Annotated in this window: 23 protein-coding genes; 12 read left to right on the top strand and 11 right to left on the bottom strand. The window is 58.5% G+C overall.

Annotated elements, in window-relative coordinates:
• Positions 1-132: 132 nt before the first annotated feature.
• The gene (locus ACL2XN_RS03975; RefSeq protein WP_410014782.1) at positions 133-948 is read right to left on the bottom strand and encodes an alpha/beta fold hydrolase; all 816 of its coding nucleotides are present in this window, start codon (positions 946-948) and stop codon (positions 133-135) included.
• A gap of 201 nt (positions 949-1,149) precedes the next feature.
• Here ACL2XN_RS03975 and ACL2XN_RS03980 point away from each other — a divergent pair, with 201 nt between their 5' ends.
• Positions 1,150-1,857: a GntR family transcriptional regulator gene (locus tag ACL2XN_RS03980; RefSeq protein WP_413722983.1), complete on the top strand. Its 708-nt coding sequence runs from the start codon at positions 1,150-1,152 to the stop codon at positions 1,855-1,857.
• A gap of 12 nt (positions 1,858-1,869) precedes the next feature.
• Here ACL2XN_RS03980 and ACL2XN_RS03985 read toward each other — a convergent pair whose 3' ends face one another.
• The gene (locus tag ACL2XN_RS03985; RefSeq protein WP_413722982.1) at positions 1,870-2,481 is read right to left on the bottom strand and encodes a WHG domain-containing protein; all 612 of its coding nucleotides are present in this window, start codon (positions 2,479-2,481) and stop codon (positions 1,870-1,872) included.
• Positions 2,482-2,595: 114 nt separating this feature from the next.
• Between ACL2XN_RS03985 and ACL2XN_RS03990 the strand changes: the two genes are divergently transcribed.
• Positions 2,596-2,976, top strand: coding sequence for a DUF4267 domain-containing protein (locus tag ACL2XN_RS03990; RefSeq protein WP_410014785.1), 381 nt, complete (start codon positions 2,596-2,598; stop codon positions 2,974-2,976).
• A gap of 36 nt (positions 2,977-3,012) precedes the next feature.
• Here the strand turns inward: ACL2XN_RS03990 and ACL2XN_RS03995 are convergent, their stop codons facing one another.
• From ACL2XN_RS03995 to ACL2XN_RS04010, 4 genes are all read right to left on the bottom strand, one after another.
• Positions 3,013-3,708, bottom strand: a complete 696-nt coding sequence (locus ACL2XN_RS03995) for a 4-carboxy-4-hydroxy-2-oxoadipate aldolase/oxaloacetate decarboxylase (RefSeq protein ID WP_413730339.1) — start codon at positions 3,706-3,708, stop codon at positions 3,013-3,015.
• A 9-nt stretch (positions 3,709-3,717) separates the two neighbouring features.
• Complete coding sequence (locus tag ACL2XN_RS04000; protein WP_413730340.1) at positions 3,718-4,743, bottom strand: amidohydrolase family protein; 1,026 nt, start codon at positions 4,741-4,743, stop codon at positions 3,718-3,720.
• Positions 4,740-6,020, bottom strand: a complete 1,281-nt coding sequence (locus tag ACL2XN_RS04005) for an MFS transporter (RefSeq protein WP_410014788.1) — start codon at positions 6,018-6,020, stop codon at positions 4,740-4,742. The genes ACL2XN_RS04000 and ACL2XN_RS04005 overlap by 4 nt, the downstream gene beginning before the upstream one ends.
• A gap of 134 nt (positions 6,021-6,154) precedes the next feature.
• Positions 6,155-6,913, bottom strand: coding sequence for an IclR family transcriptional regulator (locus ACL2XN_RS04010; RefSeq protein ID WP_413728218.1), 759 nt, complete (start codon positions 6,911-6,913; stop codon positions 6,155-6,157).
• A 279-nt stretch (positions 6,914-7,192) separates the two neighbouring features.
• On the opposite strand from ACL2XN_RS04010, the gene ACL2XN_RS04015 reads away from it, so the two are divergent.
• From ACL2XN_RS04015 to ACL2XN_RS04025, 3 genes are read left to right on the top strand one after another with little or no spacing between them, the layout of a single operon-like run.
• Positions 7,193-8,119: a transporter substrate-binding domain-containing protein gene (locus tag ACL2XN_RS04015; protein WP_410014790.1), complete on the top strand. Its 927-nt coding sequence runs from the start codon at positions 7,193-7,195 to the stop codon at positions 8,117-8,119.
• Between the two features lie 60 nt (positions 8,120-8,179).
• Entirely contained in the window at positions 8,180-9,235 is a 1,056-nt protein-coding gene (locus ACL2XN_RS04020) for a proline racemase family protein (protein WP_410014791.1), read from the top strand.
• A complete protein-coding gene (locus tag ACL2XN_RS04025; protein ID WP_410014792.1) occupies positions 9,232-10,278 on the top strand; it encodes a proline racemase family protein in 1,047 nt (348 codons plus the stop codon). The genes ACL2XN_RS04020 and ACL2XN_RS04025 overlap by 4 nt, the downstream gene beginning before the upstream one ends.
• A gap of 169 nt (positions 10,279-10,447) precedes the next feature.
• On the opposite strand, the gene ACL2XN_RS04030 is transcribed toward ACL2XN_RS04025, so the two are convergent.
• The 4 genes from ACL2XN_RS04030 to ACL2XN_RS04045 all read right to left on the bottom strand — a co-directional run bounded on the left by ACL2XN_RS04030 (position 10,448) and on the right by ACL2XN_RS04045 (position 15,318).
• Entirely contained in the window at positions 10,448-12,031 is a 1,584-nt protein-coding gene (locus ACL2XN_RS04030; RefSeq protein WP_413722980.1) for an aldehyde dehydrogenase (NADP(+)), read from the bottom strand.
• A 62-nt stretch (positions 12,032-12,093) separates the two neighbouring features.
• A complete protein-coding gene (locus ACL2XN_RS04035; RefSeq protein ID WP_410014794.1) occupies positions 12,094-13,566 on the bottom strand; it encodes an aldehyde dehydrogenase in 1,473 nt (490 codons plus the stop codon).
• Positions 13,567-13,585: 19 nt separating this feature from the next.
• On the bottom strand, positions 13,586-14,377 hold the full coding sequence (locus tag ACL2XN_RS04040) for an amino acid ABC transporter ATP-binding protein (protein ID WP_413722979.1): 792 nt from the start codon (positions 14,375-14,377) through the stop codon (positions 13,586-13,588).
• 2 nt (positions 14,378-14,379) lie between these two features.
• Positions 14,380-15,318, bottom strand: coding sequence for an amino acid ABC transporter permease (locus tag ACL2XN_RS04045; RefSeq protein WP_410014796.1), 939 nt, complete (start codon positions 15,316-15,318; stop codon positions 14,380-14,382).
• A 141-nt stretch (positions 15,319-15,459) separates the two neighbouring features.
• Between ACL2XN_RS04045 and ACL2XN_RS04050 the strand changes: the two genes are divergently transcribed.
• The 5 genes from ACL2XN_RS04050 to ACL2XN_RS04070 all read left to right on the top strand — a co-directional run bounded on the left by ACL2XN_RS04050 (position 15,460) and on the right by ACL2XN_RS04070 (position 20,905).
• Complete coding sequence (locus ACL2XN_RS04050; protein ID WP_413722978.1) at positions 15,460-16,680, top strand: D-arabinono-1,4-lactone oxidase; 1,221 nt, start codon at positions 15,460-15,462, stop codon at positions 16,678-16,680.
• Positions 16,681-16,764: 84 nt separating this feature from the next.
• Positions 16,765-17,880 carry a mandelate racemase/muconate lactonizing enzyme family protein gene (locus ACL2XN_RS04055; RefSeq protein ID WP_410014798.1) on the top strand — a complete coding sequence of 372 codons (1,116 nt, stop codon included), beginning with the start codon at positions 16,765-16,767 and terminating at the stop codon, positions 17,878-17,880.
• A complete protein-coding gene (locus ACL2XN_RS04060; RefSeq protein ID WP_413730342.1) occupies positions 17,870-18,931 on the top strand; it encodes a proline racemase family protein in 1,062 nt (353 codons plus the stop codon). Before ACL2XN_RS04055 ends, ACL2XN_RS04060 begins: the two co-directional genes overlap by 11 nt.
• Before the next feature lie 24 nt (positions 18,932-18,955).
• Entirely contained in the window at positions 18,956-19,864 is a 909-nt protein-coding gene (locus ACL2XN_RS04065; RefSeq protein ID WP_413730343.1) for a dihydrodipicolinate synthase family protein, read from the top strand.
• Between the two features lie 60 nt (positions 19,865-19,924).
• Positions 19,925-20,905, top strand: a complete 981-nt coding sequence (locus tag ACL2XN_RS04070) for a dihydrodipicolinate synthase family protein (RefSeq protein ID WP_410014801.1) — start codon at positions 19,925-19,927, stop codon at positions 20,903-20,905.
• Between the two features lie 416 nt (positions 20,906-21,321).
• Here ACL2XN_RS04070 and ACL2XN_RS04075 read toward each other — a convergent pair whose 3' ends face one another.
• Positions 21,322-22,758, bottom strand: coding sequence for a protoporphyrinogen/coproporphyrinogen oxidase (locus tag ACL2XN_RS04075; protein ID WP_413730344.1), 1,437 nt, complete (start codon positions 22,756-22,758; stop codon positions 21,322-21,324).
• Between the two features lie 212 nt (positions 22,759-22,970).
• On the opposite strand from ACL2XN_RS04075, the gene ACL2XN_RS04080 reads away from it, so the two are divergent.
• Both ACL2XN_RS04080 and ACL2XN_RS04085 read left to right on the top strand, forming a co-directional pair.
• The gene (locus ACL2XN_RS04080; protein WP_413730345.1) at positions 22,971-23,855 is read left to right on the top strand and encodes a transporter substrate-binding domain-containing protein; all 885 of its coding nucleotides are present in this window, start codon (positions 22,971-22,973) and stop codon (positions 23,853-23,855) included.
• Positions 23,856-24,067: 212 nt separating this feature from the next.
• Positions 24,068-24,724, top strand: a complete 657-nt coding sequence (locus ACL2XN_RS04085; RefSeq protein ID WP_410014804.1) for a GntR family transcriptional regulator — start codon at positions 24,068-24,070, stop codon at positions 24,722-24,724.
• Positions 24,725-24,731: the final 7 nt, after the last annotated feature.

The raw sequence follows: 24,731 nt of genomic DNA on the forward strand, positions 1-24,731 counted from the left end.
ACATCATTCCCTGTGAAAGGGTGTTTTGTAGTGAAAAGCCGACTTATTATCGGACCGTCATTAAGCATTGCGGCGATGCGTTACCGCCACGCACATCGCTTTATTCTTGTCATCTCGGGCTCAGCGATGGAATTACTGAAACAGTTGATGCGCTGCCGCCATAAAGGCTCTGGTTCTTTCAAATGCCACAGAGTGAGAGCATTCACTCAGGATATGTAAATCGGCATATTTAATCTTTGCTGATAAATATTCAGAGGTACTTTTGGGAAAAGGAATATCATCGCGCCCGTGCAGCATGACGACCGGGCAGTTAATCGCGGACAACACCTCATCACCCAGGGTGGTCATTTCGACATAACGCTGCGGTTCGCCGGTAAACATGGCATTGAAATATTCGGCATAACCGGGCGCAAACACGACCGGCTCTCTTGCCTTGATATAGTTGTCATCAATGATCGATTGATCATGAATAAGCGTACCCAGCGTGGCGATCAGTTCGTCCCGGTTTTGCGGACAGCGCCAGATGCGCTGAGTCGCGGCCGTGGCAAGGAAGGGCGCGCCGATAGCGCCGGTGGTCAGCACTGCCGACACCCGCTTGTCGGAAGACGCCAGTGACAGTGCGATGGCGGCGGACAGCGAATGGCCGATGATGCCGATCTCGGCCGCGCCGATATAATCCAGCATCGCTTTAGCCTGGCGAATCCACAGGGGGAAATCAAAGTAGGGTGGTTCCGCCTTGCGATCGCTGATGCCAAAACCGATAAGATCCATGGCGAAGATGTGATAGTCATGGCCCAGCGGCTCCAGCACGCGGCTCCAGTTGCCTAAACTGGAGGCGCCAGGGCCGGAACCATGAATCAGCATCAGCGGCTTGCCTTTCCCTGCGTGGTAATAGCCTGCCTGCATGCCTTCAAATTCAATGGACGCCTTATTCAGTGGAACATTCATGCTGACTCCTGGCTGACACCGGTGGGGGTGAAATTGATAATACGCGGCAAAAAACTTTTTTAAAGCAAAAAATGGATTTTTTGGCATATTATAAGTTTTATGTATGAATATCCTTTTAATTTTGGCTATGTTATTATGGGAATTAATTAGCAGAGCAAGCTTTTAACTATTTGAAAAATAAGAATCCACTGGAGAAGGAAAATGAAGGTTCTCAAAGAGGGAAGGTCGCTAAATGAGACGATTTATTCTCATGTCCGGGGCTTGATTCTTACCGGACAGCTTCTGCCGGGGAATAAACTTAAGATTTCCGAACTTGCCCAGCGGTTTGATGTGAGCATGAATGTCATACGCGAGGCCCTGAGCCGCCTGGCGGGCGAATTGCTGGTGGACGTTGCGCCGCAGCAAGGATTCAGCGTGCGCGGGCTGAATGCGGGCGAGCTTATCGATTTAACGGAACAGCGGATTACGTTGGAAGGGATTGCCTTGCGCAAGTCGATCGCCAGCGGGGATATTGAGTGGCAGGCGCGCCTTATCGCCGCTAATCACCGCCTGGTCCATACTCCCCAGACCTTACCGGAGTCGCCGGACAAATTTAATCCTGAATGGCATACGCGCCATGAGGTGTTCAATTTTATCATGATGGAAAACTGCGGCAGCAAATGGCTATTTTTGATGGTCAAACAGCTTGCCGAGGCGTTTTCAATTTATCAGCGGGTGCTTTTACCGGTTTCAACAGAGCAGGGGGAACGCAACAGCGATCACAATGAACTGTTGCAGGCAATATTAGACGGCAACGCGGACCGTGCCGTGTCTATTTTGTCTGAACATCTGAACCATACCCGCGATGTGATGCTAAGCGCGCTGGGCACCGCCGTTCGTGCCGAGCGCAGTACCTCTGCTTCCCACTGACAGGCGGCGGGATTATGCGGGTCCCGGCTGTTCGCCGGGGTCGGGAGCATCGTTGCGGGACGCGAGCAGCGCCCGCACGGCGAGCAGGATGCGTTCAACCCGCGCGCCGGGCCTGATTCGACCTGAACGCTCGAGTTCGGCGAGGCCATGCAGGGTCGCCCAAAACGTCTCGGTCATGACCTCTGCGTCGGCGCAAAACGGCGTGACCACCGTCGCGATGGCGTCGAAAGCAGCCCGCAGTTCCGGCCTAGTATCCGCCTCGGCGAACCGCAGAGGGGTCGGGAGGACAAACATGGCCTCGTAGAGCGCGGGCCAGCGGAAGGCAAAGCCGAGATAAGCCATGGCGACATTCTCCAGGGCGTTCCGCTGTCCGTCCGATTCACGCGCCGCGGCACGAAGCGCCGCGGTGATCTCTTGGAAACCCTCGATCGCCACAGCGGCAACAATCGCATCCCGGTTCTCGAAATGTGAATAAAGCACGGGCTGGCTGTATTCTATCTCTTGTGCCAGGCGGCGGATGGTCACCGCATTCCATCCTTCGCGCTCTGCGATCGCGCGCGCTGCCGCGATAATGCGGGATTCGCGTTCCGCCCGCTGCCTGCCTTTCCGCTCGGCGATACTCATGCTTTTATCTCCCGGACCACCTTAGCCGTCATTGCCGGTTATTATACGATGGCTTGATAATATAGCAATGATAGATTATATTCTATTGCTATATTACCACCCTGGGACACTCAAATGCATTGGCTAACGTTCGGACTGGCGCTGTTCCTGGCACTCGCGATTATCGCGATTGGCAGCCTCTATATGGTGAACCCCACCGCCGCGACCCGCAGTTTCGGCCTGCCGCTGCCGGAAAGCGGCGTCAACATTCCATGGTGGCTGCGCCTGAAGGGCGTGCGCGACCTGACGACGGGATTCATGGTACTGGCGTTCATGGCGTGGGATACCCCGCGCGGCGTCGGCCTTATCCTGTTGGTGGGCGCCCTTATTCCGGTCGGCGACATGCTGCTTATTCTCGCCGCGAAAGGCTCCGCCAAAAGCGCCTTCGGCATCCATCTGCCTACTGCCGCGCTTATGGTCTTAACGGCCATGCTGATGCTGCCGGGGGGACGCTGAGAGGGTTCATTCGCTTTCCGGCCATCCCTATGGGCTTTAATCGATATACTTTAACCCGGCCTGCTCCAGCATATCGCGCATATGATACATATCCAGGCCCAGCTCGCCCTTAGCGAAGCGCTCGCGCTTCGCCTGTTCGTTATCTTCGCGTTGCTGCGCCGCGTCGGCCGTTTGCCGGGCGAGGTCGCGCGGCACCACCACCACGCCGTCGTCATCGGCGACGATCACATCGCCGGGATTGACCAGCGCGCCGGCGCAAATCACCGGCACATTGACTGAGCCCAGGGTGGCGCGGGCGGTGCCTTTGGCGCTGATGACGCGGGAGAATACCGGGAACCCCATGTCGCGCAGGGCGCCGACATCGCGTACGCCCGCCTCGCTCACCAGGCCGGCGGCGCCGCGGGCGCGGTAAGAGGTGGCCAGCAGTTCGCCGAACATGCCGTCGCCGTTTTCCACGGTACAGGCCACCACCACGATATCGCCTTGCCGGATCTGCTCTGCGGCGACATGCAGCATCAGGTTATCGCCGGGCTGGGCCAGCACGGTCACCGCGTTGCCGTATAACCGGGCGCCGGCAAAGGCCGGGCGGATGTGGGGTCGCATAAGGCCGGTGCGGCCCATGGCCTCATGCAGCGTGGCCACGCCAAAATCCCCCAGCCGTCTGACCAGGGCCGGATCGGTCCGCTCGATGTTGCGTTTGACTATACCTAATGCATTGATTCGGGTATGCATACTGCCTCCTTAACGGCCCTGGGCCTTAAGTCGTTGATCGAGAAGGGGATAGACGCGGCGTGCATTGCCCTCGAATATCAGTTGGCGTTCAGCGTCGTCAAGCCGGGCGCATTCAATATAACGGCGGGTATCGTCAAACGCGAACCCGGTTTGCGGGTCGATACCCCTGACCGCGCCGATCATTTCCGAGGCGAACAGCACATTCCTGACGGGGATCACGCTGGTAAGCAGGTCGATGCCCGGCTGATGGTAGACGCAGGTATCGAAGAAAATATTGTTCAGCAGCTTTTCCTCGATATCGTCGATGCGCATCGCCTGCGCCAGTCCACGGAAGCGGCCCCAGTGGTAGGGCACGGCGCCGCCGCCGTGGGGAATAATAAAGCGCAGCCGGGGGAAATCGGTAAACAGATCCGAGGCCAGGCACTGCATAAAGGCCGTGGTGTCGGCGTTCAGGTAATGGGCGCCGGTGGTGTGAAACGCCGGGTTGCAGCTGGTGCTGACGTGGATCATCGCCGGCAGATCATATTCCTGCATTTTTTCGTAAATCGGATACCAATATCGATCGGACAAGGGCGGCGACGTCCAGTGGCCGCCGGAGGGGTCCGGATTAAGATTGATGGCGACGAAACCGTACTCCCGCACGCAGCGATCCATTTCCGCCAGGCATGAGCGGGTGTCGACGCCCGGCGACTGCGGCAGCATGGCGGCGCCGGCGAAAAAGGCCGGATACAGCGCGCTGACCCGATAGCATAATTCATTGCAGATCCCGGCCCACGCCGCGCTGGTGGCGGCGTTGCCGATATGGTGGGCCATAAAGCTGGCGCGCGGCGAAAAAAGGGTTACGTCGATACCGCGCTCGCGCATTTTTTGCAGTTGGTTCTGCTCGATGCTTGCCCTGATTTGCTCATCGGTGATACGCAAATCGGCGGCGCTGATGTCGGAAGCGGGGTCGGTCAGGGCGGCCACCTGGCGTTTGCGCCAGTCCTCAAGGGCATCCGGCGCGGTAGTGTAGTGCCCGTGGATATCGATAATCATTGCATTTTTGCCCTCTCGGCGGTGTGGTTTTCAGCCATGACGATATGACCCAGATCGCGCCCCCGGGTTTCCGGCAGCATCATGGCGGCAAGCACCACGATGACATAGGACGCGCAGGCGCATATGCCCATGGCCGGTCCCAAATCCATATTGATGCTCAGTAATCCCACCATGGTCGGCATCACCGCGCCCAGGGCGCGGCCGGCGTTACCGCACAGGCCCTGCGCCGAACCGCGCACCCGGGTGGGGAACAGTTCGGCGATAAAGGCGCCGGTACCTGCGGCGGTGCCCGATTGCAGCGTGCCGAGCACAAATCCCAGCAGCAGGGTGATGGTCAGGTTGATCGGCGCCAGCGTATAGACCCCTACCGCCACGGCCTGGCAGCAGGCGATGATCATAAAGGTTTTACGCCTGCCGAACGCATCGGCCATCCAGCCATTAAGGAAGGCGCCGGCGAACGACCCGAGGATATTAATGGCCAGATAGCCGCCGACGTTGTTAATCGACAGATGCAGCACCAGTTTCAGGTAAGCCGGCAGCCAGGTAATCATCACGTAATTGCCGCCGTAAATACCAAAGGTCAGCAGAATGGCCTTCAGGGTGGTGGCGCGATAAGGGGAGGAAAAAACATCCCAAATACTGTTGGACTGATCCTGGACGTCGGCATGTTCTTTTTTATACAGCGGCGCTTCCTGGATATTGCGCCGGATCCACAATACCAGCAGCGCGGGCAGCAGTCCCAGGGCAAACAGGATGCGCCAGGCGGTATCTGCGGGAAAAGAATTAAAGATAATGGTCGAAATAATAACGGTAATACCGTAGCCGATGGCCCAGCCCGCCTGCAGCGCGCCGACCACGCGCCCGCGCACCCGGGCGTTGATGGTCTCACTGATAAGCACCGCCCCGACCGCCCACTCGCCGCCAAAACCGATGCCCTGCAGGCCGCGGGTGATCATCAGCTGCCAAAAGGAATCGGTAAATGCCGACAGGAACGTAAAGAGGGAAAACCAGGCGATGGTCACCTGCAGGATCCGCACCCGGCCATAGCGATCGGATAAAATACCGGCAATCCAGCCGCCCAGCGCCGCCATGATCAGCACGGTGGTGCCCAGGATGCCCGCCTGTCCTTTGGTCATGCCCCACAGGGCGATAAGCGTCGGGATGGACAGGGCATACATCTGCGTATCCATGGCGTCCAGCCCCCAGCCGCTGAAGCAGGCCCAGAAGGTGCGTTTTTCGATTTTGTTAAGCGATGTGAACCATTGAAACATCATCATGTCCCCTTTATGCCTTCGCCACCGGCGTTATAAACCGTCTCCCCGGTATTGAAAGGGCTTTTACAGGCAATATCGTTTCACTTATCGACAGCATGGGATTCGTTTTGCGCCGAACTCCAAACGATGAGCACGTATTAAACAGCTATCTCTTTTGCACGTAGCAGCGGTAGCGCGTCGCCGCCCAGCCGTTCCGTCGCGCGGGCGGCAATCTCCAGCAGGATGGGGCGATACCGCGCCATCAACGCCATGTCCAGCCGGCTGATGGGCGCCACGATGCCCAGCGCGCCGATAAGCCGCTGGCCGGGGCCGAATACCGGCGCGGAAATGCCGGCGGTTTCCTCGTCGCGCTCGCCGTGCGACGCGTAGGTATGGGCCCGGCGCACCTGTTCGTAGATGTCGCCGGGCTCCCCGGAAAAGGCCAGCAGGATCCTGCCGCCGGCACCGCGCTCCAGGGATTGCACATCGCCCTGCTGTACGTTTACGCGCACGGCAAATTGCGAATTAATCCGAAACAGGCACAAGCGGTGATCCCCTTCCCGGATATGAAAAGACACGGTTTCGCCAAGTTGTTCATTAAGCTCACGCATTAACGGCAGCAGCACATCGCTGAGATTCAGGTGGGCTAAGTAATGGTTTCCCAGGCTGAAGGTGGCGGAGCCGAGGCTGTAACGGCCATCCTCCAGGCGGATCATCATCCGGTGATGGCAAAGCGCCGCCGCCAGCCTGAGCACCGTGCTTTTATACAAGCCGGTGCGCCTGGCGAGTTCGGTCAAGGTTAACGACCGATCTTCTTGCCTGAAGGCGAACAGCAGCGCCATCGCCCGATCGATCACATCGACGCCGCTGGGGGTTACGCCCAGGGGTTGGGGATTTGTCCCCTCTGTTCGCGCCATAATATTGCCTCGTGTTCTGTCTGATAGAACTAGATATCATCTAATAGAACAACTATAGACAGCGCAGGGGATAATTTCTGTGTGTTTCATCACAGGTTAATAAGGGGAGGGAGGCGGGGTGTGCCGGCAAGAGGCCACTTAGCCAGGCTGCAGCAAAGCGGATAATCCTGGCGCAGATCATGGCGACGGGGAAAGGGATTGACACAAAATCGTAACATGCTATCGTCTATCGGTAATATATAACACCTTACAGATAACAACTGACTGAGGAGAAGGGTAATGCGCTTTCGAAAAACTATCGGCGTGGCATGGGTCGGTTCCGCGCTGATGCTGTGTGCCGCCTCAACATATGCATATGCGGCGCCCGCCAACAGCATGCCCACCGGTGAGGAGGGCGGCATTGCGGCTGTGCCCGAGATTGTCGCGCTGGTGCCCGAGGCGATAAAAAAACGCGGGGTGCTCCGCGTCGCCACCATGACAAAATACCAGCCTTTTTCTTTTGTCGCCAACGGGAAAACTGTCGGCATGATCCCGGAGATGGTTAGCGCTGTCGCCCAAACGATGGGGCTGAAAGCGGAGATCCAGGGTATGGATTTCCCCGCGATTCTGTTAGGGCTGCAGGCACAGAAATACGATATCGGCATGGGCGAGTTTTTCGTGCGCAAAGACCGTGTCGAAGTTGCCGACTTTGTCACCGAATGGAGTAATTTCGATGCGTTCGTGGTGAATAAAGGCAGCAAATATATGCCTGAAAGCATCGCGGATGTCTGCGGGCATAAGATAGCGATCCTGGGGGGGTCTTCCGGCGTTCCCGCCATGGAAACCGGCAAGGCGCGCTGTGCGGATGAAGGCAAACCGGCGCCTCAGGTCAGCGTCTTTCCGCAAATGGCGGATGCCGTGCTTGCGCTCGCCAGCAAACGCGTCGAGGCGGTGCTGACCGGCCGCGAAGTGGGGTTAACCCTGGTGGCGTCGGGACAGCCTTTTGTGCCTACAGGCCGTGTGGGCGGTGGTCCCTGCGCCACGGCCGTGGCGCGCAATGAGTCAAGCGCGGGGTTGCTGCAAGCCCTGCAGGCCGCCTATGTGCACCTGATCGCGTCGGGAAAATATGCGCAAATCCATAAGCGGTGGGGCACGGATTACGGCATGATCACTGATCCCACTATCTATAAACAAGGCGACGCCCTGCCGGCTTATACCATCGAGTAAAGGTTATCCAACGCTCTGATAGGTAGATATTATCGCTTCTTTTATTCCCCAGGAGACCTGATGCATTCAAGATCTCACTATTCTGTTGTTGATATGCACGCCGCCGGAGCGCAAGCGCGGGTTGTGATCGGCGGCGTCCCGCAAGCCAAGGGCAATACCATGAATGAAAAGCGGCTGTACTTGGCTGCTCACTATGATCATGTGCGCAAGCTGCTGATGTATGAACCCCGCGGCGGTTCACAGATGAGCGGAAGCCTGATTATGGCGCCCTGCGATCCGCGCGCCGATGTGGGTATTGTGTTTATCGAAAGCGGCGGCTGGCTGACCATGTGCGGCGCAGGCACCATCGGCGCGGCGACCGCGTTGATCGAGACCGGCATGTTTAAAGCGGCCGGCGCACGCGCGCAGATCGTATTTGACACGCCGGCCGGTCTGGTGACGGCGCATATTGCTCTTAAAGACGGCGCGGTCCAGGGCGTCTCGCTCTCTAATGTGCCGTCATACCTCGCGGTCAAGGACCACCAGATCGATGTGCCCGGACAGGGTCGTGTCGATGTCGATATTGCCTATGGCGGCAATTTTTACGTCATTGTCCCCGCTGACCGCTTCGATCTGGCGTTGGTCCCGGCCTGTGCGGAACGGCTGGTGTTGATTGGCCGGCAAGTACGGGAAAGCACTAACGCCACCCTCGCCGTCAGGCATCCATTGGAAACGGGGGCGACGCCGATCCCCAACGTGATTTTCACCGGGCCTGGCTCGCATCCCGGCACCCATCGAAATCTGGTGTTGTTTGGTGAAGCCGGTGTCGATCGTTCTCCCGGCGGGACGGGGACATCGGCGCGCATGGCGCAGCTGTATGCGCGGGGTGCGTTGGCATTGGATGAAACCTTTGTCCATGAAAGCATTATCGGCTCCCGTTTCACCGGCAAGCTGACCGGCGTACACATCGTGGCTGGAAAAGAAATGGTGCTACCTCTTATCACAGGGCGGGCGTTTGTTATTGGCCTGCGCAACTTTTTTGTCGATCCGGAGGATCCGTTCCAGGAGGGATTTGGGGTCGGCTATGCGGCGGATGCGAAGCGTCCCGTTTTTTCAGACGGTAAGGATCACATATGAAGTCAAGCGTCCAGTATTCCGTGATTGATGCCCATAGCGCCGGCGCGCCCGCACGGGTGGTTATCGGCGGCGTCGCGCCCGTTCCCGGCGCGCGTATCAGCGAAAAGCGCGCCTATCTGATGGAGCATCACGACGCCATCAGGAAGCTACTCATGTATGAACCGCGCGGGAGTTCGGAAATGTGCGGCAGCATCTTGATGCAGCCCTGCGATCCACGGGCCGACATTGGCATCGTCTTTATCGAAACCGGCGGGTGGCCGTTAATGTGCGGCGCGGGAACCATCGGCGCCGCAACGGTGATGGTGGAAAACGGGTATGTCGAGGTGACCGAACCCCTTTCGCGCATCTCTTTTGATACCCCCGCCGGCCTGGTCACCGCGGAAGTCGAGGTCGCTAATGGCGTGGTGAAAGGGGTCACCATCCAAAACGTCGCCTCTTATATGGTGGCCCCAGACCAGGTGGTGGACTTGCCGGCGCGCGGTCCCGTTACCCTGGATATCGTCTTCGGCGGGAATTACTATGCGCTGGTCGCCGCATCAAGTTTGGGGCTGGCGGTGCAACCGGCGTATGCGGAGCAACTGGTGAGCGCGGGTCGCGCCATTCGCGATAGCGTCAATCGCGATCTGCATATCATCGATCCCGCCACCGGCAAGGCTTGCCACGTGCCGATGGTGATATTCACCGAAGAGCAAAACAGCGCCGGCAGCTACCGTAACCTGGTGTTTTTCGGCGAAGCAGGCGTTGACCGATCTCCCGGCGGCACGGGAACGTCGGCGCGCATGGCCCAGCGCTTTTATCGCCGCCAGCAGGGGCTAGGCGACAGGTTCCGGCACGAAAGCATTATCGGTTCAGTCTTTGAGGGTACTTTCGAGGAGACGACGAAGCTGACTCCCCATGTCGAAGCCATTATCCCGAAAATACGCGGCCGCGCCCATATTATTGCGCAATCGACCTTCCTGCTTGATCCCGAAGACCCTTTTGCCGAGGGTTTCGGCGTCGGCTACGGCAGCGATGCGTTGCCGCCGGCAAACCGGACCGCCTAGGAATGGATGTACAGGAATAGCGGTGCCCTGCCACGCGGCAAACGCACCCATGCCAGCGCCTGTTACGCCAAAGCGTATCGGTTATCAAAAAAAACGCCCCGAAGATCATTTGGCCTTCGGGGCGCAGCGCACCGTGATAAGCGTTATCTTTTCTTACGTCGCCACCTGATTACGCACGGATTTTTTCGCGCGTGTAAACGCCGTTGACCAAACGCGAAAGATTCAGCGGGTTGTCATCTTTTAGCGCATCGGGCAGTAATTCCTGCGGATAATCCTGATAGCAGACCGGGCGCAGGAAACGATCGATTGCCAGCGTGCCCACCGAGGTACCGCGGGCATCGGAGGTCGCCGGCCAGGGGCCGCCGTGTACCATGGCGTCACAGACTTCGACGCCGGTGGGATAAGCATTTAACAGCAGGCGGCCGGCTTTGCGTTCCAGTAAAGGAACCAGATGGGCAAAATGGCGCAAATCTTCCGTTTCCGCCACCAGCGTCGCGGTCAACTGCCCCCGCAGCCCCGTCAGGGCCCGCGTCAGCTCGGCCTGGTCCGCCACGGCGACGGCGATGGTCACCGGCCCGAAAACCTCTTCCTGCAACAGTGGATCGCCTGTGGTCAACAAACCGGATTGCGCCTGGAACAGCTGGGGCACCGCCTGCATACCCTGCTGCGGCTCCCCGGCGAGATGGGTGATGCCCTGGTGTTGATGTAATTGCGCGAGTCCGTGTTCATAGCTGGCGAGTACGCCGCGGTTGAGCATGGTTTGCGGCGGGCTGCGCCGGATATTTTGCCGCATCATCTGCAAAAAAGCGCTGAAGTCAGGCGAAGATATACCGATTATCAACCCTGGATTGGTGCAAAATTGCCCGCAGCCGGCGACCACGGAAGCCGTCAGCTCACGGGCGATCCCCTCGCCGCGCGCCGCCAGCGCGCCGGGCAGCAGGATCATCGGGTTAATGCTGCTCATTTCGGCAAACACGGGGATCGGATCGGGGCGCGCGGCGGCCAGATCATATAACGCGCGGCCGCCTTTCAGCGAACCGGTAAACCCCACCGCCTGAATAGCCGGATGCCGCACCAGGACTTGTCCGATATCGCCGCCATAAATCATATTGAACACTCCGGCAGGCATGCCGGTTTGCCGGGCGGCGAGCACGATGGCGTTAGCCACGCAATCGGCGGTGCCCATATGGCCATTATGCGCTTTCATGACTACCGGACAGCCCGCCGCCAGGGCGGAGGCGGTATCGCCGCCGGCGGTGGAGAATGCGAGGGGAAAGTTACTGGCGCCGAACACCGCCACCGGCCCGATGCCCCGTTTTATCTGACGCACATCGGGGCGCGGCAGCGGGGCGCGCTGCGGTAGCGCGGTATCGATACGGGCGCCAAAGCAATCCCCGCGCCGCAGCACGGAAGCAAACAGCCGCATTTGCCCGCTGGTACGCGCGCGCTCCCCGCGGATACGGCCTTCAGGCAGCGCTGTTTCCCGCATCGCCAGCTGGATAAACTCATCGCCCAGCGCATCCAGCCTATCGGCAATGGCATCGAGAAAAAGGGCGCGGTCACGCGCAGGCGCGCTGTGATAGGCTGGAAAAGCCTGTTCGGCGGCCAGGCAGGCCTGGACGGCTTCCTGCTCCGTGGCTTGATAAAAAGTGTAGGGCAGCGCCTCGCCGGTAAATGCATCATAACTGGCCAGCGTGACGCTGTTTTGCCGGCTGCGTTCACCGCGGATAAAGTTTTCACCCAGAATTTGCATAGCGGAACCTTGATACGTGTTGAAAATAAGATCAGCGCCGGCGGACGGTGCCGCGTTCAGCGTCAACTGAGGGTTACCCAGATGGTTTTCATTTGGGTGTATTGATCAAAGGCTTCGAATCCTTTGTCATAGCCGCCGAAACCCGAGGTTTTGAGGCCGCCAAACGGCGTGGTGATATCGCCTTCACCGTAACCGTTAACCGCCACGGTGCCGGCCTGTATTTGACGCGCCATGCGCACGGCAATGTTGATGTCATTGGAAAATACCGTAGCCGCCAGGCCATAAGCGGAGTCATTGGCGATTTTTACCGCCTGTTCCTCGCTGTCGAAAGTGAGGATCGCCACCACCGGACCGAAGATTTCGTCCCGGGCCAAGGCCATATCCGGCGTGACGCCATCAATAATCGTGGCTTCGACAAACCAGCCGCCGCTATCCTGCCGCACCTGGCTACCGCCGTGCAGCACAGTGGCGCCTTGCTGTTGGGCCTGCGCGATGGCGCTCAATACCCGCGCCAGCGCGTCAGGCTCGATCAGTGGCCCCAGCCTGGTGGCGCGGTCGGTGGGGTCGCCGGTTTTCCATACCTGCGCGGCCCGGATAAAAGCCTTCATAAAGGGTTCTTTAATGGCGGAGTGCACCAGGATGCGCGAACCGCAGGTGCAGTTTTGCCCCATATTCCAGAATGCCGCATTGGCCAGGTTTTCGGCGATGGCGTCCAGGTCTTCCGCCATATCCGCCATGACGATCTGCGGGCTTTTGCCGCCGCATTCCAGCACCACTTTCTTCAGGTTGCTGTCGGCGGCGTAGCGCAGGAACTGCCGGCCGATTTCTGTTGAGCCGGTGAAGGTCAGCGCATCGACATCGTTATGCAGCCCTAAGGCTTTACCGGCGATATGGCCTAAGCCGGGCACCACGTTGAATACGCCTGCGGGGATGCCCGCTTCCCGCGCCAGCCCGGCGATACGTATCGTCGACAGCGAGGCCAGTTCCGCCGGCTTGATCACCAGCGAGTTGCCAGCCGCCAGCGCCGGCGAAATTTTCCATGACAAGGTGGCGGCAGGGAAGTTCCACGGCAATACCATGCCGACCACGCCCACCGGTTCACGAATAATCAGGCCAAGGTTGCCCGCGCCGGTGGGCGATATCTTGCCGAAGACCTTATCGATGGCTTCGGCATACCAGCGAATGTTGTTGACCACATCGGGTAGGTCGAAATTTTCGCAATCCGCCAACGGCTTGCCGGCATCCAGCGAATCCAGCAGGGCTAACTCGGCGGCATGTTGTTCGATAAGATTGGCAAAAGTATGCAGGATGCGCTTACGCTCGCGCGGCTCCATGCGGCTCCATTCACCGCGCTCAAAGGCGGCGCGGGCGGCCTTAACCGCTTTATCAACGTCGGCGGCGGAGCAGGCGGCAATCTGGTTGAGCAGTTTACCGGTCGCGGGATTAAAGTTATCGAAGACCCGCTGGTGTTCAGCGTCGACATATTCGCCGTTGATAAAAGCGCGGGTCCGTACAGTGTCAGGTAAAGCAATCATATGCACTCCAGAAGGGATGTTATAGCACTTTGCCAAGAAAGGCTTTGGCGCGTTCATTTTTGGTATGGCTGAAAAATTCAGTCGGGTTGCCTTGCTCTACCACCACGCCGTTGTCCATGAAGACCACCTGGTCGGAAACTTCGCGGGCGAAACCAAGCTCATGGGTCACGACGATCATGGTCATGCCCTCGTCGGCCAGTTCGCGCATGACGCTCAGCACTTCGCCGACCAGTTCGGGATCGAGGGCGCTGGTCGGCTCGTCAAACAGCATCAATTTGGGCTTCATCGCCAGCGCGCGGGCAATGGCGACGCGCTGCTGCTGGCCGCCGGAGAGCGTACGGGGATAGGCATTGGCCTTACCGGTCAGCCCCACCTTGGACAGCATCACCATCGCCTGTTCGACGGCGTGTGATTTACGGATTTTTTTGACGTGCATCGGCGCTTCAATGATGTTTTCCATTACCGTCATATGGGGGAACAGGTTAAAGCTCTGGAAAACCATGCCGATATCGGCCCGTTGCCGGGCCACTTCGGACTTTTTCATCTCATAAAGCTTGCCGTTGTGTTCGCGATAGCCGACCGTTTCGCCGCCGACCTGCAATAACCCCTTTTCAATACGCTCAAGATGGTTCATGCAGCGTAGAAATGTGCTTTTACCCGATCCGGAAGGTCCGAGGATGCAGCATACGTTGCCGTATTCGACGGTCAGGTCAATGCCCTTGAGCACCGGCAGATGGCCATATGATTTCTCGACGCCGCGCGCCACTACCGCAAAGTGGTGTCCGTGCGGGGAAGATGGGGAAAAAGGCATAGTCAGGCATTCCTTACTGTGTGATCGTCAAGTTTCTCGTCCGCCGGCGCTGGCAGCGCCTGGGAATGATGATCGCTTTTGGAAAAATGCTTCTCGGTATAGTGCTGCAGCACACAAAGAACAGAGGTGAGCACCAGATACCATAGCGAGGCCACAATCAGCAGCGGGATGGTCTGGAAGTTCGCGGTATAGATGAGCTGCGCGGAGTAGAGCAATTCCTGCAGGGCGATCACGCTGACGAGGGAAGTGGTTTTGAGCATGCCGATCAGCTGGTTGCCGGTTGGCGGAATGATAATGCGCATCGCCTGCGGCAGGATGATTTTCACCATCACGCGAAAGCTTGACATGCCCAGCGCTTCCGCCGCTTCCCGTTGTCCGCCAGGCACTGAATTCAAGCCCGCCCGCACGATCTCGGACATATAGGCTCCTTCATTCAGCCCCAGGCCAAGCAGCGCCGCGGCATAGACCGTAATGTACTGATTGGCGTCAAAGGTGCCCAGATTGGGCCCGAACGGAAAACCAATGGTAATCTCCGGATAAAGCGCGGACAGGTTGTACCAAAATATCAGTTGCACCAGCAGCGGCGTGCCGCGAAACATCCATAAATAAATAAAGGAGATACTGTTGAGCACCGGATTTTTTGACATGCGCATCAGGGCGAGCAGCGTACCTAATACCACGCCGATGCTCATGGCGGCGAGTGTCAGCCAGACGGTTGCCATCAGGCCAGAGAGAATCGAAGCATCGAAAAGGTATTGGGAAACCACCTGCCATTGATAACGCGGATTGGTGATAAGTGAAACGATCAACCCCGCCGCCACAATGATAAGAAGTCCCGCCGCAATCCAACGCCCATGATATTTCAACGGCACCACGGGCATGCTCTGATGTTCTCCGATGTCTCCCACTACCTGCCGATTTAACAATTGTGTCTGTGTCACTTTCGTTCCCCTAAACATACTTGAAACTCGCTATGGATGTATGTGAGACTTTACGGTAATCGATAACCGGTAGCCGTTTACATAATGTTAGTTTAGTTTTTATCCGTCAAGTTCAATCGCGCAAAAATGGGAGTGATGACGATGTCTCAATTCAAATGGACCAACTGGGGTGGCAATCAAACCTTCACCGTGGACAACTGTTTCCGGCCGGCAAGCGAAGAGGAGGCAATCGCAGGCATTCGCCAGGCGGTAAGCCAAGGACAGCCTGTGCGGGTTGCCGGCAGCGGCCACTCATTTACGCCTATCGTTCGCACGGGTGGTTTATTGCTCGATCTCAGCGCGCTGAGCGGCGTCATCGCCATCGATAAGGGGCATCAACAGGCGCAGGTCGCGGCGGGTTCCTCCATTGCCGCCCTCGGCGAACCGCTGTGGTCCGCGGGACTGTCGCTTGAAAACCAGGGGGATATCGACGTGCAATCCATCGCCGGCGCCGTCGCCACCGGCACCAAAGGTTCGGGCACCGCTTTTGGGTCGCTGTCATCAAAGGTGGTCAGCCTGCGTATCGTCAATGGGCTCGGGGAGGTGGTGGATATCGATGGTGAAACCGCGGATTATCTGCGCGCAGGCCAGGTTTCGCTCGGTTTGCTCGGGCCGGTGGTGCGCGTTGGTTTACAACTGGTCCCAGCCTACCGGCTAAAAGAGGAAAATATCATTCTGCCCATGTCGGAGGTGCTGCGCCAGTGGGATTACCTGCTCGGCGCATACCGGCATTTTTCTTTTTGGTGGATGCCCAGCGCGCATTCCGCCCAGATGTACCAACTGGGCGAGGTGCCGGCCGATCACTGCTTTGTCAAACTGCTGCGGGAAGTGTCCGCCGATGGACCCGACCTCCCTCAGGGCGCAATGAATCGGCGCACGGATCGGGCGTATCGCATCTATCCCGATGGCACTACCGATGCGCAATTCCATGAACTGGAGTACATGGTGGACGCCGCCGATGCGCGGGAGGCGGTCGAACGCATGCAATATCTGATGCGCAGCGGATTTCCCCATGAGATCTCGCCGCTGCAGGTCCGCTGGCAGAAAGCCGATACCGGCTATATTTCGCCGCAGAGCGGCCGTGACAGCACGTCCATCTCCGTTTCAGGCGCCATAGGCAGCAATTATTTTCCCTTCTTGCAGGCGGTGGATCAGACTTTGCGACCGCTTTCGGCCCGGCCGCACTGGGGCAAGCTGCACTTTCTCGACCGCCGGCGGGTGAGCGAACTTTACCCCGATTACTCGCGTTTTATACAAATTCGCCGGCAGATGGACCCGCTCGATCTGTTTTTGAATCCGCATTTTGCCGAGCTGTTTGCATAACGCCGTGTTTGAAAAAGCGCATTGACAGACTTAACGTTGAATGTAATATATTACCCATAACCAATCACTATAAGTGAGAGCACAATGAAGATCGCGGCAATTGAAGTTTACGGCTATCAACTGACCTACGCCCATGGCGAATACGTGATGTCCCAAGGCCGCGCCGCTCAGCGACAGGCATCCACGCTGGTGCGGATTATTACCAATGAGGGGCTGGAAGGCTGGGGGGAAAGCTGCACCCTCGGCGGCACCTATCTGCCGGATTTCGCCGAAGGGACGCGCGCGGGAATTTGCCTTATGGCGCCCGCGCTGCTGGGGCTGGACCCCACCAACCTGGCGGTCATCCATCAACGCATGAATGCCTGCCTGCTGGGTCAAAACAGCGCCAAAAGCGCCATCGATATAGCCTGTTGGGATGTGTTGGGCAAAATGGCGAACCTGCCGATCGCCACGCTGCTGGGCGGCGTGACCCAGCCGGATTTTCCTTTATATGAAGCGGTGCCCCTGTCATCCCCCGGCGACATGGCCGCCTTTGTGCGCATGCGCGGGGAGGCGGGCATCAGCCGTTTTCAACTGAAAGTGGGCAACGATCCTTTCGATGATGCCGCGCGGACCCGCAGCGTCGTGGAAGCCTGTCGCGATGATGTGACGATCGTCGCCGACGCCAACGGCGGCTGGAATCTGCAGTCGGCGGCGATCGCGGTGCGGGAACTGGCCGGCCTGAATATTTTTATCGAGCAACCCTGCCGCGATACCGCCGATTGCGCGCTGGTGCAGCGCATGAGTTCGCTGCCGCTGGTGATGGACGAGTCGGTGATCAATGCCGCGGAGCTGTACCGGGCGAAATACGACGCGGGCGCAGTCTCGGTCAATATCAAGCTGGCGCGGGTAGGCGGCATCACCGGCGCGGTGCGTATGCGTGACCAGGCGCAGGATTTAGGCATGACGGTTTGTATTGAGGATGTCTGGGGCGGCGATGTGACCACCGCCGCAGTAGCGCACGTTGCCGCCAGTACCCGCGCGGATGCGCTGATGCACGCCTCCTTTTTCAACGACTGGACGCTTGAGCATGTCGCCGGTTATGCCCCGCGCTCCGTGCGGGGACGGGGCAAAGCGCCCACCGCGCCCGGACTAGGGATCGCCGTTGATGCCCGTTCATTAGGCGCGCCGCTGTTCCGGGTGGAAAACCATGGCCGATAACCGCGCCTTGCCGCAAAGCGCCATCGATTGGCTTAGCCGCCGGGATCGGCAGGTGATATTCGCGGTGGATTCGCACACCGGCGGCAATCCGACGCGCATCGTGCTCTCGGGTATTGATTTGCCCGCGCAGGCGGCAACCGTTGACGGCGCGCGGCGCTGGCTGCGCGACCGGGCCGACCACTGGCGGCGCCGTCTAGTGCACGAGCCGCGCGGCGGCGGGCTCACCTGCGCCGTAGTGCCGATTATGTCGCAGGAAGATGGCTGCGATATCGGGGCGGTGATCCTGGAACCCGGTTCGTACCCGCCGATGTGCGGACACTGCATGATTGGCTTCGCCTCGGTGATAGTCGAGCTGAATCTTTTGCCCAATCTGTGGCGCGAGCGCGCGGACAGCACGTCATTTCGCATTCGCACGCCAGCGGGGCCGGTTGGCGTGACGGCCAGGCGTGAGGGCGAAAAATTCACGACCGTAACGCTTACCAACGTTGAATCTTTTGTGGTCGGCCGGGGGGAATGCCGGCTGGAAGGCCGTCTGGTTCAGGTCGAGCTGCTTTATGGCGGCGATTATTATATTTCTGTGGCCGCCGAGAGCATCGGCCTGTCGCTCGATCGCGACAACGCCACTGAAATTGTCCGCCTGGCCCGGCTGCTGCGCGAGGCCTATACCAGGGAAGGCGTCACCGATCCGCTTACCAGCGCGGCGCTGGATGTCTATCAGGTATTGTTTTACCGCTGCGATCCCGCGCAACACCTGCGGGCGAAAATCGTGGTGGTGGCGCCGCCGGGCGTTATAGACCGTTCTCCTTGCGGTACCGGGACCAGCGCGCTGTTCGCCAAACTGGTCACCGAAGGCAAGGTCCGGCCGCAGGATACCGTCACCACGCAGAGCATTATCGGTTCTACTTTTACGGTAACGGCTGCGCAGGTGCGCGGCGCCGGCCCGCGTACGTTTATTACGCCGGCGCTGACCGGGCGTGCCTATATCAACGGCTTTCTGACTATTGCGGCGGACTCGGAAGACGAGCTCGCCGATGGTTTTCCGCCCCTCTGACTTTTATCAATGGAGATTCAGCTTATGATCCTTAAGGGAGTACTGTCCGCTATTGTTACGCCGTTCACCGCTGACGGTGAAGGTATCGATGAAGCGGCGCTACGCAAACTCGTAGACCAAAATATCGCTGACGGCGTCGATGGTTTTGTTCCTGCCGGCGGTACCGGCGAGTTTTCTGTCCTTTCCCACCAGGAGAGATTACGTTTAGTCGCGATCGTGGCCGAGCAGGCGGCTGGCAAGGCCACGGTACTGGCCCATACCGGCGCAACCTCGTCCCGGGAAGCCATTGCATTTTCCAGGCACGCCGAAAGCGTGGGCGCCACCGCCATCATGCTGGCGACCCCCTACTATGAGCCCATCGGTTTTGATGAGGCGTTCGCGTATTACGCCGAAGTCGCCGCGGCCACCAGCCTGCCCATTTGCGCTTACAACTTTCCCCCGGCCACCGGTCTGCATCTCGACGTGGATTTCCTGCTAAAACTGGCCAGGGAGATACCGCAGGTCAAATACGTCAAGGATTCGTCGGCTAACATCATGCAAATGAGCGCGCTGCTGATGGATCATGCCGGTGAAATCACTTTTTTCAACGGCGAAGACGTGCTGATGCTGCCCGCGCTGATGCTGAAAGCGCCCGGCATGGTGATGGGCACCGGCAATTTTATGGCGCCGGGGCTGGTGAAATTACAGCGCGCGAGCGAAAGCGGCGACGACCAGGCGGTTGCGGATCTCTGGCGGCAAGTGTATCCGCTGATCCGCCTGCTAGGCGCGGGCCGCTACAACAGCGGCATCAAGGCCGCCTGTGAAATCCTGGGGCTGAGCGTCGGGCCGGTGCGCGCGCCGATTCCGCCTTATTCCACCGTGCAGAAAGCGGCGCTCAGGCAGGCCATTTCCGCCATAGATCCGGCATTGCTGACCGGCGCGGCGCGCCGGTAACCCAACGGCACCGGCAATCCCGTTACGCCGTCCGTTAAGAACCATCATTGGAGAGGTAGTATGAAAGCAGATATATTTTCCGGGGTGATCCCGGCGTTGATGACGCCTTGCACACAGGCCAGGCAGCCCGATTTTGATGCCCTGGTGCGTAAAGCGCAGGAATTGATCGGCGCGGGTATGTCGGCGGTGGTCTATTGCGGTTCGATGGGCGACTGGCCATTGCTGACCGACGCGCAGCGCATGGAAGGGGTGGAGCGCCTGACCCAGGCCGGCATTCCGGTCATCGTCGGCACCGGCGCGGTGAATACCGCCGCTGCGGTGGCCCATGCCGCCCACGCGCAGAGCGTTGGGGCCAAAGGCCTGATGGTTATTCCGCGGGTGCTATCGCGCGGTTCGGTGATCGCGGCGCAAAAAGAACACTTTAAAGCCATCCTTGCCGCCGCGCCGGAGCTGCCGGCGGTTATCTATAACAGTCCCTATTATGGTTTCGCCACCCGCGCCGATCTGTTTTTCGCCTTGCGCGGCGAACATGCCAACCTGGTCGGTTTTAAAGAGTTCGGGGGCATGGATGACCTGCGTTACGCCGCGGAGAATATCACCAGCCGCGACGATGACGTCACGCTGATGATTGGCGTCGATACCGCCGTAGTGCATGGCTTCGTCAACTGTGGCGCCACCGGCGCCATCACCGGCATTGGCAACGTGCTGCCCGAAGAAGTGCTGCATCTGTGTCATCTTTCTCAGGCGGCGGCGGCCGGTGATAGCGACGCGCGCCAACGGGCGCAGGAGCTTGAACAGGCGCTGGCGATTCTGTCGTCATTCGATGCCGGTCCGGATCTGGTGCTGTTCTTCAAATATATGATGGTGCTGAAGGGGAATAAGGAGTACGCGCTGCATTTCAATCGGACCGATGCGCTTACCGACAGTCAGCGCGGCTACGTGGAGGCGCAATTCCGCTTGTTCAATCAATGGTATACCGAATGGAGCCAATTGCCGGGCGCGGTACAGCGCTATAAAAACGGCATGGAACGAGCCGCTTAGGTTGGGTTCAATCGCTCTATTCAAGCGTGGTTGGCAGTAAAAACCACGCTTTTTTTTGCGCGCCACGGGATTATTTACGCTGACGTGGGGCCGGCTTTAGGGGAAACCGGGAGCCGGCATGCGGGGCGCTATAGTGCTTGCGGCAGACGGCGCGTGGCGGCCGGGCGGTGAAGCGCATCCACCACCTTGACCGTGGCCTGCGCCCGATCGGCCTCACTGAGGGCAGGGCCCCGCGTCCAGGCGGTGACAGGCCTGCGGTATTGAAAAAGCGGCCGCCAAGGCCGCCCCTTTGTCCATGTCACGGCAGAAAACGGCGCAGACGACCGCACCTTCGACCCGCGTTAACTCGCGGGCAGGGGGTTCTGCCGCCACGCCCGCCCCAATAATGCCGATGCGAAACGGGAGCGCGGCTTTATTCAGACATTTTCCTTCACCTGCCCGGCGGTGGCGATACGGTCCCGTTCGACGATGCTCGGCTGCGTCTTTTTTTGCGCCTGGCTCATCAGGTGCACGCGGGCGCGCCGCGCCGCTTCGTGGCCGGAGCCGGTGGCGATCTCCATATTGCCGATTTCGGCAAAGTAGTCACCCGCAAAATGGATATTGACGTCGTTGCGTTCGCAGTAGGCGAGCATGGGGGCAAAATTGAACCCGGCCGGGCGATACGTATTGCCGGGCACCCAGCGTTGCACAATGGTTTCCTTCACATGCCCCTGCAATTGCGGGAACATTTTGTAGATATCGGCAAGATAACGATCACGAATCTCATCATCGGTCAGCTTAAGCATTTCGCGCGCCGGGGTACCGCCGGAATAAACCATCAGGCTGCCGCCCGGTTTGCGCGGGCCTGTTCTCAGCGGATTAGCATGATTAAAAAACATGTCAAACGAGGCATCCGGCGTGGTGATGGCATAGATATCGTCATAGGGCATCGGGCCCGGCTCGTCGGTGATGATTCCCATGGTGGGGAACGGACCGTACTGAACGCTTATAAGGGTCTGGCGAACATCATCGGGTATATCGCGGACCATGTCAGATGCCTGGTAAGCCGGCACCGCCACCACCACTTCCGCGGCGGTTACGCTATGTTCACGCCCGTCGGTTTCATAGACCACGGTAACCAGGTCGCCGGTTTTACTCACTGATTTCACGGTAGCGTCATAGCGCACGCGATCGCCCAGCAGTTCCATCATTACCTCGCCGAAACGGCCCGAACCCCCGTCAAGATTCAGCGCCATGGCATCGCCTTTACCGGCCCATACGGCGCCAAAAAGCGAAACGCCGACTCCCGCGTGCTGGTCTTCCATTTCCGCCGCCGCGCGCCGGGCCGCGGATTGAAAAAGCGCTTCAAGCCGTTTGGGCAGCGGTCCCATAAATTCGCGAAAGGATTTATCCGACAGATAGCTGGCGACCCGCGCCCGGCGGCGCTGGTTACTTTCGCCATATACCGGCGCCATCGCTTTTTGCCAGCCTTTCACCGCCTTTAGGATCCGCATGCCTTTGGTCGCCAGGGCGAAACGCTCACGCAGGGTCATCGGCATGGTCAGCGGCAGGGCGGAAACCATTTTGGGCTTATACACTTTACCGCCCCAATAAATCGCGAATTTATTGCCGGGGATCTTGATGATATCCAGGCCTATGGAATGAAGGATGTTGCGCATATGCGATCCCGGCGGTGGAAACAAGTGACCGCCGAGATTCAGCCAATAGTCTCCCCGTGATACCGAGTAGAGACGTCCGCCAAGACGATGCGATTTTTCCAGGACCAGAATATTCTTGTCCCTTAGCTCCCAGGCCGCCGACAAGCCCGATGGGCCGCCGCCGATAATCACAACATCAAATTCCGGTTTAACCATTTTTATTTCACCTCAATCGCTTACGTGTTGAATTGACTTGCCTCGCCTCGCAGAGGATGTTCCTGGAGGACCCTGGCCCGGACGGTGGGATAAACATCGCGCTTGCAGCAGCTAAGTGTTACGGGTAATATATTACGTGTAACACGCTATTGTCAACGTTCAGTGAGTGTTCAAGCCCGCGTCGCGCCCTTAATTCATCCCAGGAGAGTTATATGAAATTCAATTATTCACGACTTTTGTGCCTGATTGCCGCGCTGGCGGCAGGCGCGCTTCCCGCCGCCGGCGCCTGGTCTCAGGAGGCGATTGGCAAGGCCGATGACGTGGCTGCGCAGCTGCCGCAATCGATAAAGGACGCCGGCGAACTGCGCATCGCCGTTCCGGACACCGGAAAACCCTTGGCTTATAAAGAAGGCGGCGTGCTTAAGGGGATGGATGTCGATCTCGCGCAATCGGTTGCCGCCATACTGGGTCTGAAGGCCGATATTCGCCTGATCCCTTTCGCCACCGCGCTGGCCGGCTTGCAATCGAATAAATACGATATCTCCTATGGCGAGTTCTATGTCACGACGGAACGATTAAAAGTCGCCGATTTTGTGACTAACTGGCAGGATTACAGCACTTTCCTGGTGAAAAAAGGCCATCCCTTCCAGGCCAAGGCGCTGGCTGATATTTGCGGCCATAAAGTCGGCGCCATGGCCGGTTCCGCTGAGCTGGCCACGCTCAACTCCGCCGCGCTGAAATGTACGGACAAGGCGTCTGTGGTCAGCGCATTTCCATCCATTAATAATGCCGTGCTGGCCCTTAACAGCGGCCGGGTCGACGGCGTGTTGATTAACCGCGGCGGGGCGCAGGAATCGATACGCGTCGATGCGGGACTTAGCGCCTCGGGCGAAATCGGCGGGGGACCGACCGCGACGGCGGTGGCGCGTAACGCGAATTCGGCTCAATTGCTGCAAGCATTGAAAGCCGCCTACGATCGTTTGATTCAGAACGGCGAATACGCCAAGATCCTAGAAAAGAACGATACCGCCTTCGGCGCCGTCAAAAGCGCGGAAATTTACCAGGAAGGGTCAACGCCGCCGAAATACAGTTTCTGATGAGGCTCCCAGGGATGGGAAGTTTAACGATTAGGCAGATAACTATTACTTATTATAATAAGGAAATGTTATGTCATCGCCCTGGTACCGCCACGGTGAGCAACAATTTAGCGGCCGGGTCATAAGAAAATAGAATCTATATTGAGTAGAACCTTCATTCGGGCTAAAATGTAGCATGTTATCGACTACTAAGATGTCAGTCTGAGGTTTATATGGAACAGGAACATCCTATACTGCGGCAAGCCAATCTGCGCGATCAGGCGCTGTCCATTTTGAAATTGCGTCTGGTTTCCGGCGATCTGGCGCCGGGCCAAATTTATTCCGCCTCGGCCTTGGCCGAAGAATTAGGCGTTTCCAATAGCCCGGTTCGTGAGGCCATGCTGACGCTGGTTAACCAGGGATTGATGGAAACGGTGCGTAATCGCGGTTTTCGCGTGGTGCATTTCAGCGATAAAGAGCGTCATAACGTCTATGAGCTGCGGTTATTGCTTGAAGTGCCGTCGATGGCCAAACTTGCTAGGCTCAGGCCGCGGGTGGAAGCGCGCCGGGAGGAGTTTTCACATATTGCCTCCGACATGGTGGGGTATGCCAAGGAAGGGAATATTGCGGGTTATCTGGAAATGGATCGCCAGTTCCATCTTGGCCTGCTGTCGCTGCTCGAAAATGAACCCTTGGTGACCATTGTTGAAAACCTGCGCGATCAGTCCCGTCAGTATGGTCTCAAGGCGCTGCGTGAAAGTGGCGGGCTGGTAAAATCCGCGCAAGAGCATCAACCTATCCTTGATGCCATGTTATCCGGGGATGGTGAATTAACCACTCAATTGATGACTGATCATCTGAGCCATTTAATGAGTGACTGGGCGGGCTGATTTCCGC

Origin of the sequence: Sodalis sp. RH22, from assembly GCF_047324165.1 — a bacterium.
In the GTDB taxonomy this organism is placed as follows: domain Bacteria; phylum Pseudomonadota; class Gammaproteobacteria; order Enterobacterales; family Enterobacteriaceae; genus Acerihabitans.

Coding starts and splice junctions, on each gene's coding strand:
- ACL2XN_RS04065 (WP_413730343.1), top strand. CDS start 18,956: ATGATCCTTAAGGGAGTACTGTCCGCTATTGTTACGCCGTTCACCGCT.
- ACL2XN_RS04085 (WP_410014804.1), top strand. CDS start 24,068: ATGGAACAGGAACATCCTATACTGCGGCAAGCCAATCTGCGCGATCAG.
- ACL2XN_RS04075 (WP_413730344.1), bottom strand. CDS start 22,758: ATGGTTAAACCGGAATTTGATGTTGTGATTATCGGCGGCGGCCCATCG.
- ACL2XN_RS04000 (WP_413730340.1), bottom strand. CDS start 4,743: ATGATTATCGATATCCACGGGCACTACACTACCGCGCCGGATGCCCTT.
- ACL2XN_RS04060 (WP_413730342.1), top strand. CDS start 17,870: ATGGCCGATAACCGCGCCTTGCCGCAAAGCGCCATCGATTGGCTTAGC.
- ACL2XN_RS04015 (WP_410014790.1), top strand. CDS start 7,193: ATGCGCTTTCGAAAAACTATCGGCGTGGCATGGGTCGGTTCCGCGCTG.
- ACL2XN_RS03980 (WP_413722983.1), top strand. CDS start 1,150: ATGAAGGTTCTCAAAGAGGGAAGGTCGCTAAATGAGACGATTTATTCT.
- ACL2XN_RS03990 (WP_410014785.1), top strand. CDS start 2,596: ATGCATTGGCTAACGTTCGGACTGGCGCTGTTCCTGGCACTCGCGATT.
- ACL2XN_RS04080 (WP_413730345.1), top strand. CDS start 22,971: ATGAAATTCAATTATTCACGACTTTTGTGCCTGATTGCCGCGCTGGCG.
- ACL2XN_RS04035 (WP_410014794.1), bottom strand. CDS start 13,566: ATGATTGCTTTACCTGACACTGTACGGACCCGCGCTTTTATCAACGGC.
- ACL2XN_RS03975 (WP_410014782.1), bottom strand. CDS start 948: ATGAATGTTCCACTGAATAAGGCGTCCATTGAATTTGAAGGCATGCAG.
- ACL2XN_RS04055 (WP_410014798.1), top strand. CDS start 16,765: ATGAAGATCGCGGCAATTGAAGTTTACGGCTATCAACTGACCTACGCC.
- ACL2XN_RS04020 (WP_410014791.1), top strand. CDS start 8,180: ATGCATTCAAGATCTCACTATTCTGTTGTTGATATGCACGCCGCCGGA.
- ACL2XN_RS03995 (WP_413730339.1), bottom strand. CDS start 3,708: ATGCATACCCGAATCAATGCATTAGGTATAGTCAAACGCAACATCGAG.
- ACL2XN_RS04070 (WP_410014801.1), top strand. CDS start 19,925: ATGAAAGCAGATATATTTTCCGGGGTGATCCCGGCGTTGATGACGCCT.
- ACL2XN_RS04010 (WP_413728218.1), bottom strand. CDS start 6,913: ATGGCGCGAACAGAGGGGACAAATCCCCAACCCCTGGGCGTAACCCCC.
- ACL2XN_RS04025 (WP_410014792.1), top strand. CDS start 9,232: ATGAAGTCAAGCGTCCAGTATTCCGTGATTGATGCCCATAGCGCCGGC.
- ACL2XN_RS04040 (WP_413722979.1), bottom strand. CDS start 14,377: ATGCCTTTTTCCCCATCTTCCCCGCACGGACACCACTTTGCGGTAGTG.
- ACL2XN_RS03985 (WP_413722982.1), bottom strand. CDS start 2,481: ATGAGTATCGCCGAGCGGAAAGGCAGGCAGCGGGCGGAACGCGAATCC.
- ACL2XN_RS04050 (WP_413722978.1), top strand. CDS start 15,460: ATGTCTCAATTCAAATGGACCAACTGGGGTGGCAATCAAACCTTCACC.
- ACL2XN_RS04030 (WP_413722980.1), bottom strand. CDS start 12,031: ATGCAAATTCTGGGTGAAAACTTTATCCGCGGTGAACGCAGCCGGCAA.
- ACL2XN_RS04005 (WP_410014788.1), bottom strand. CDS start 6,020: ATGATGATGTTTCAATGGTTCACATCGCTTAACAAAATCGAAAAACGC.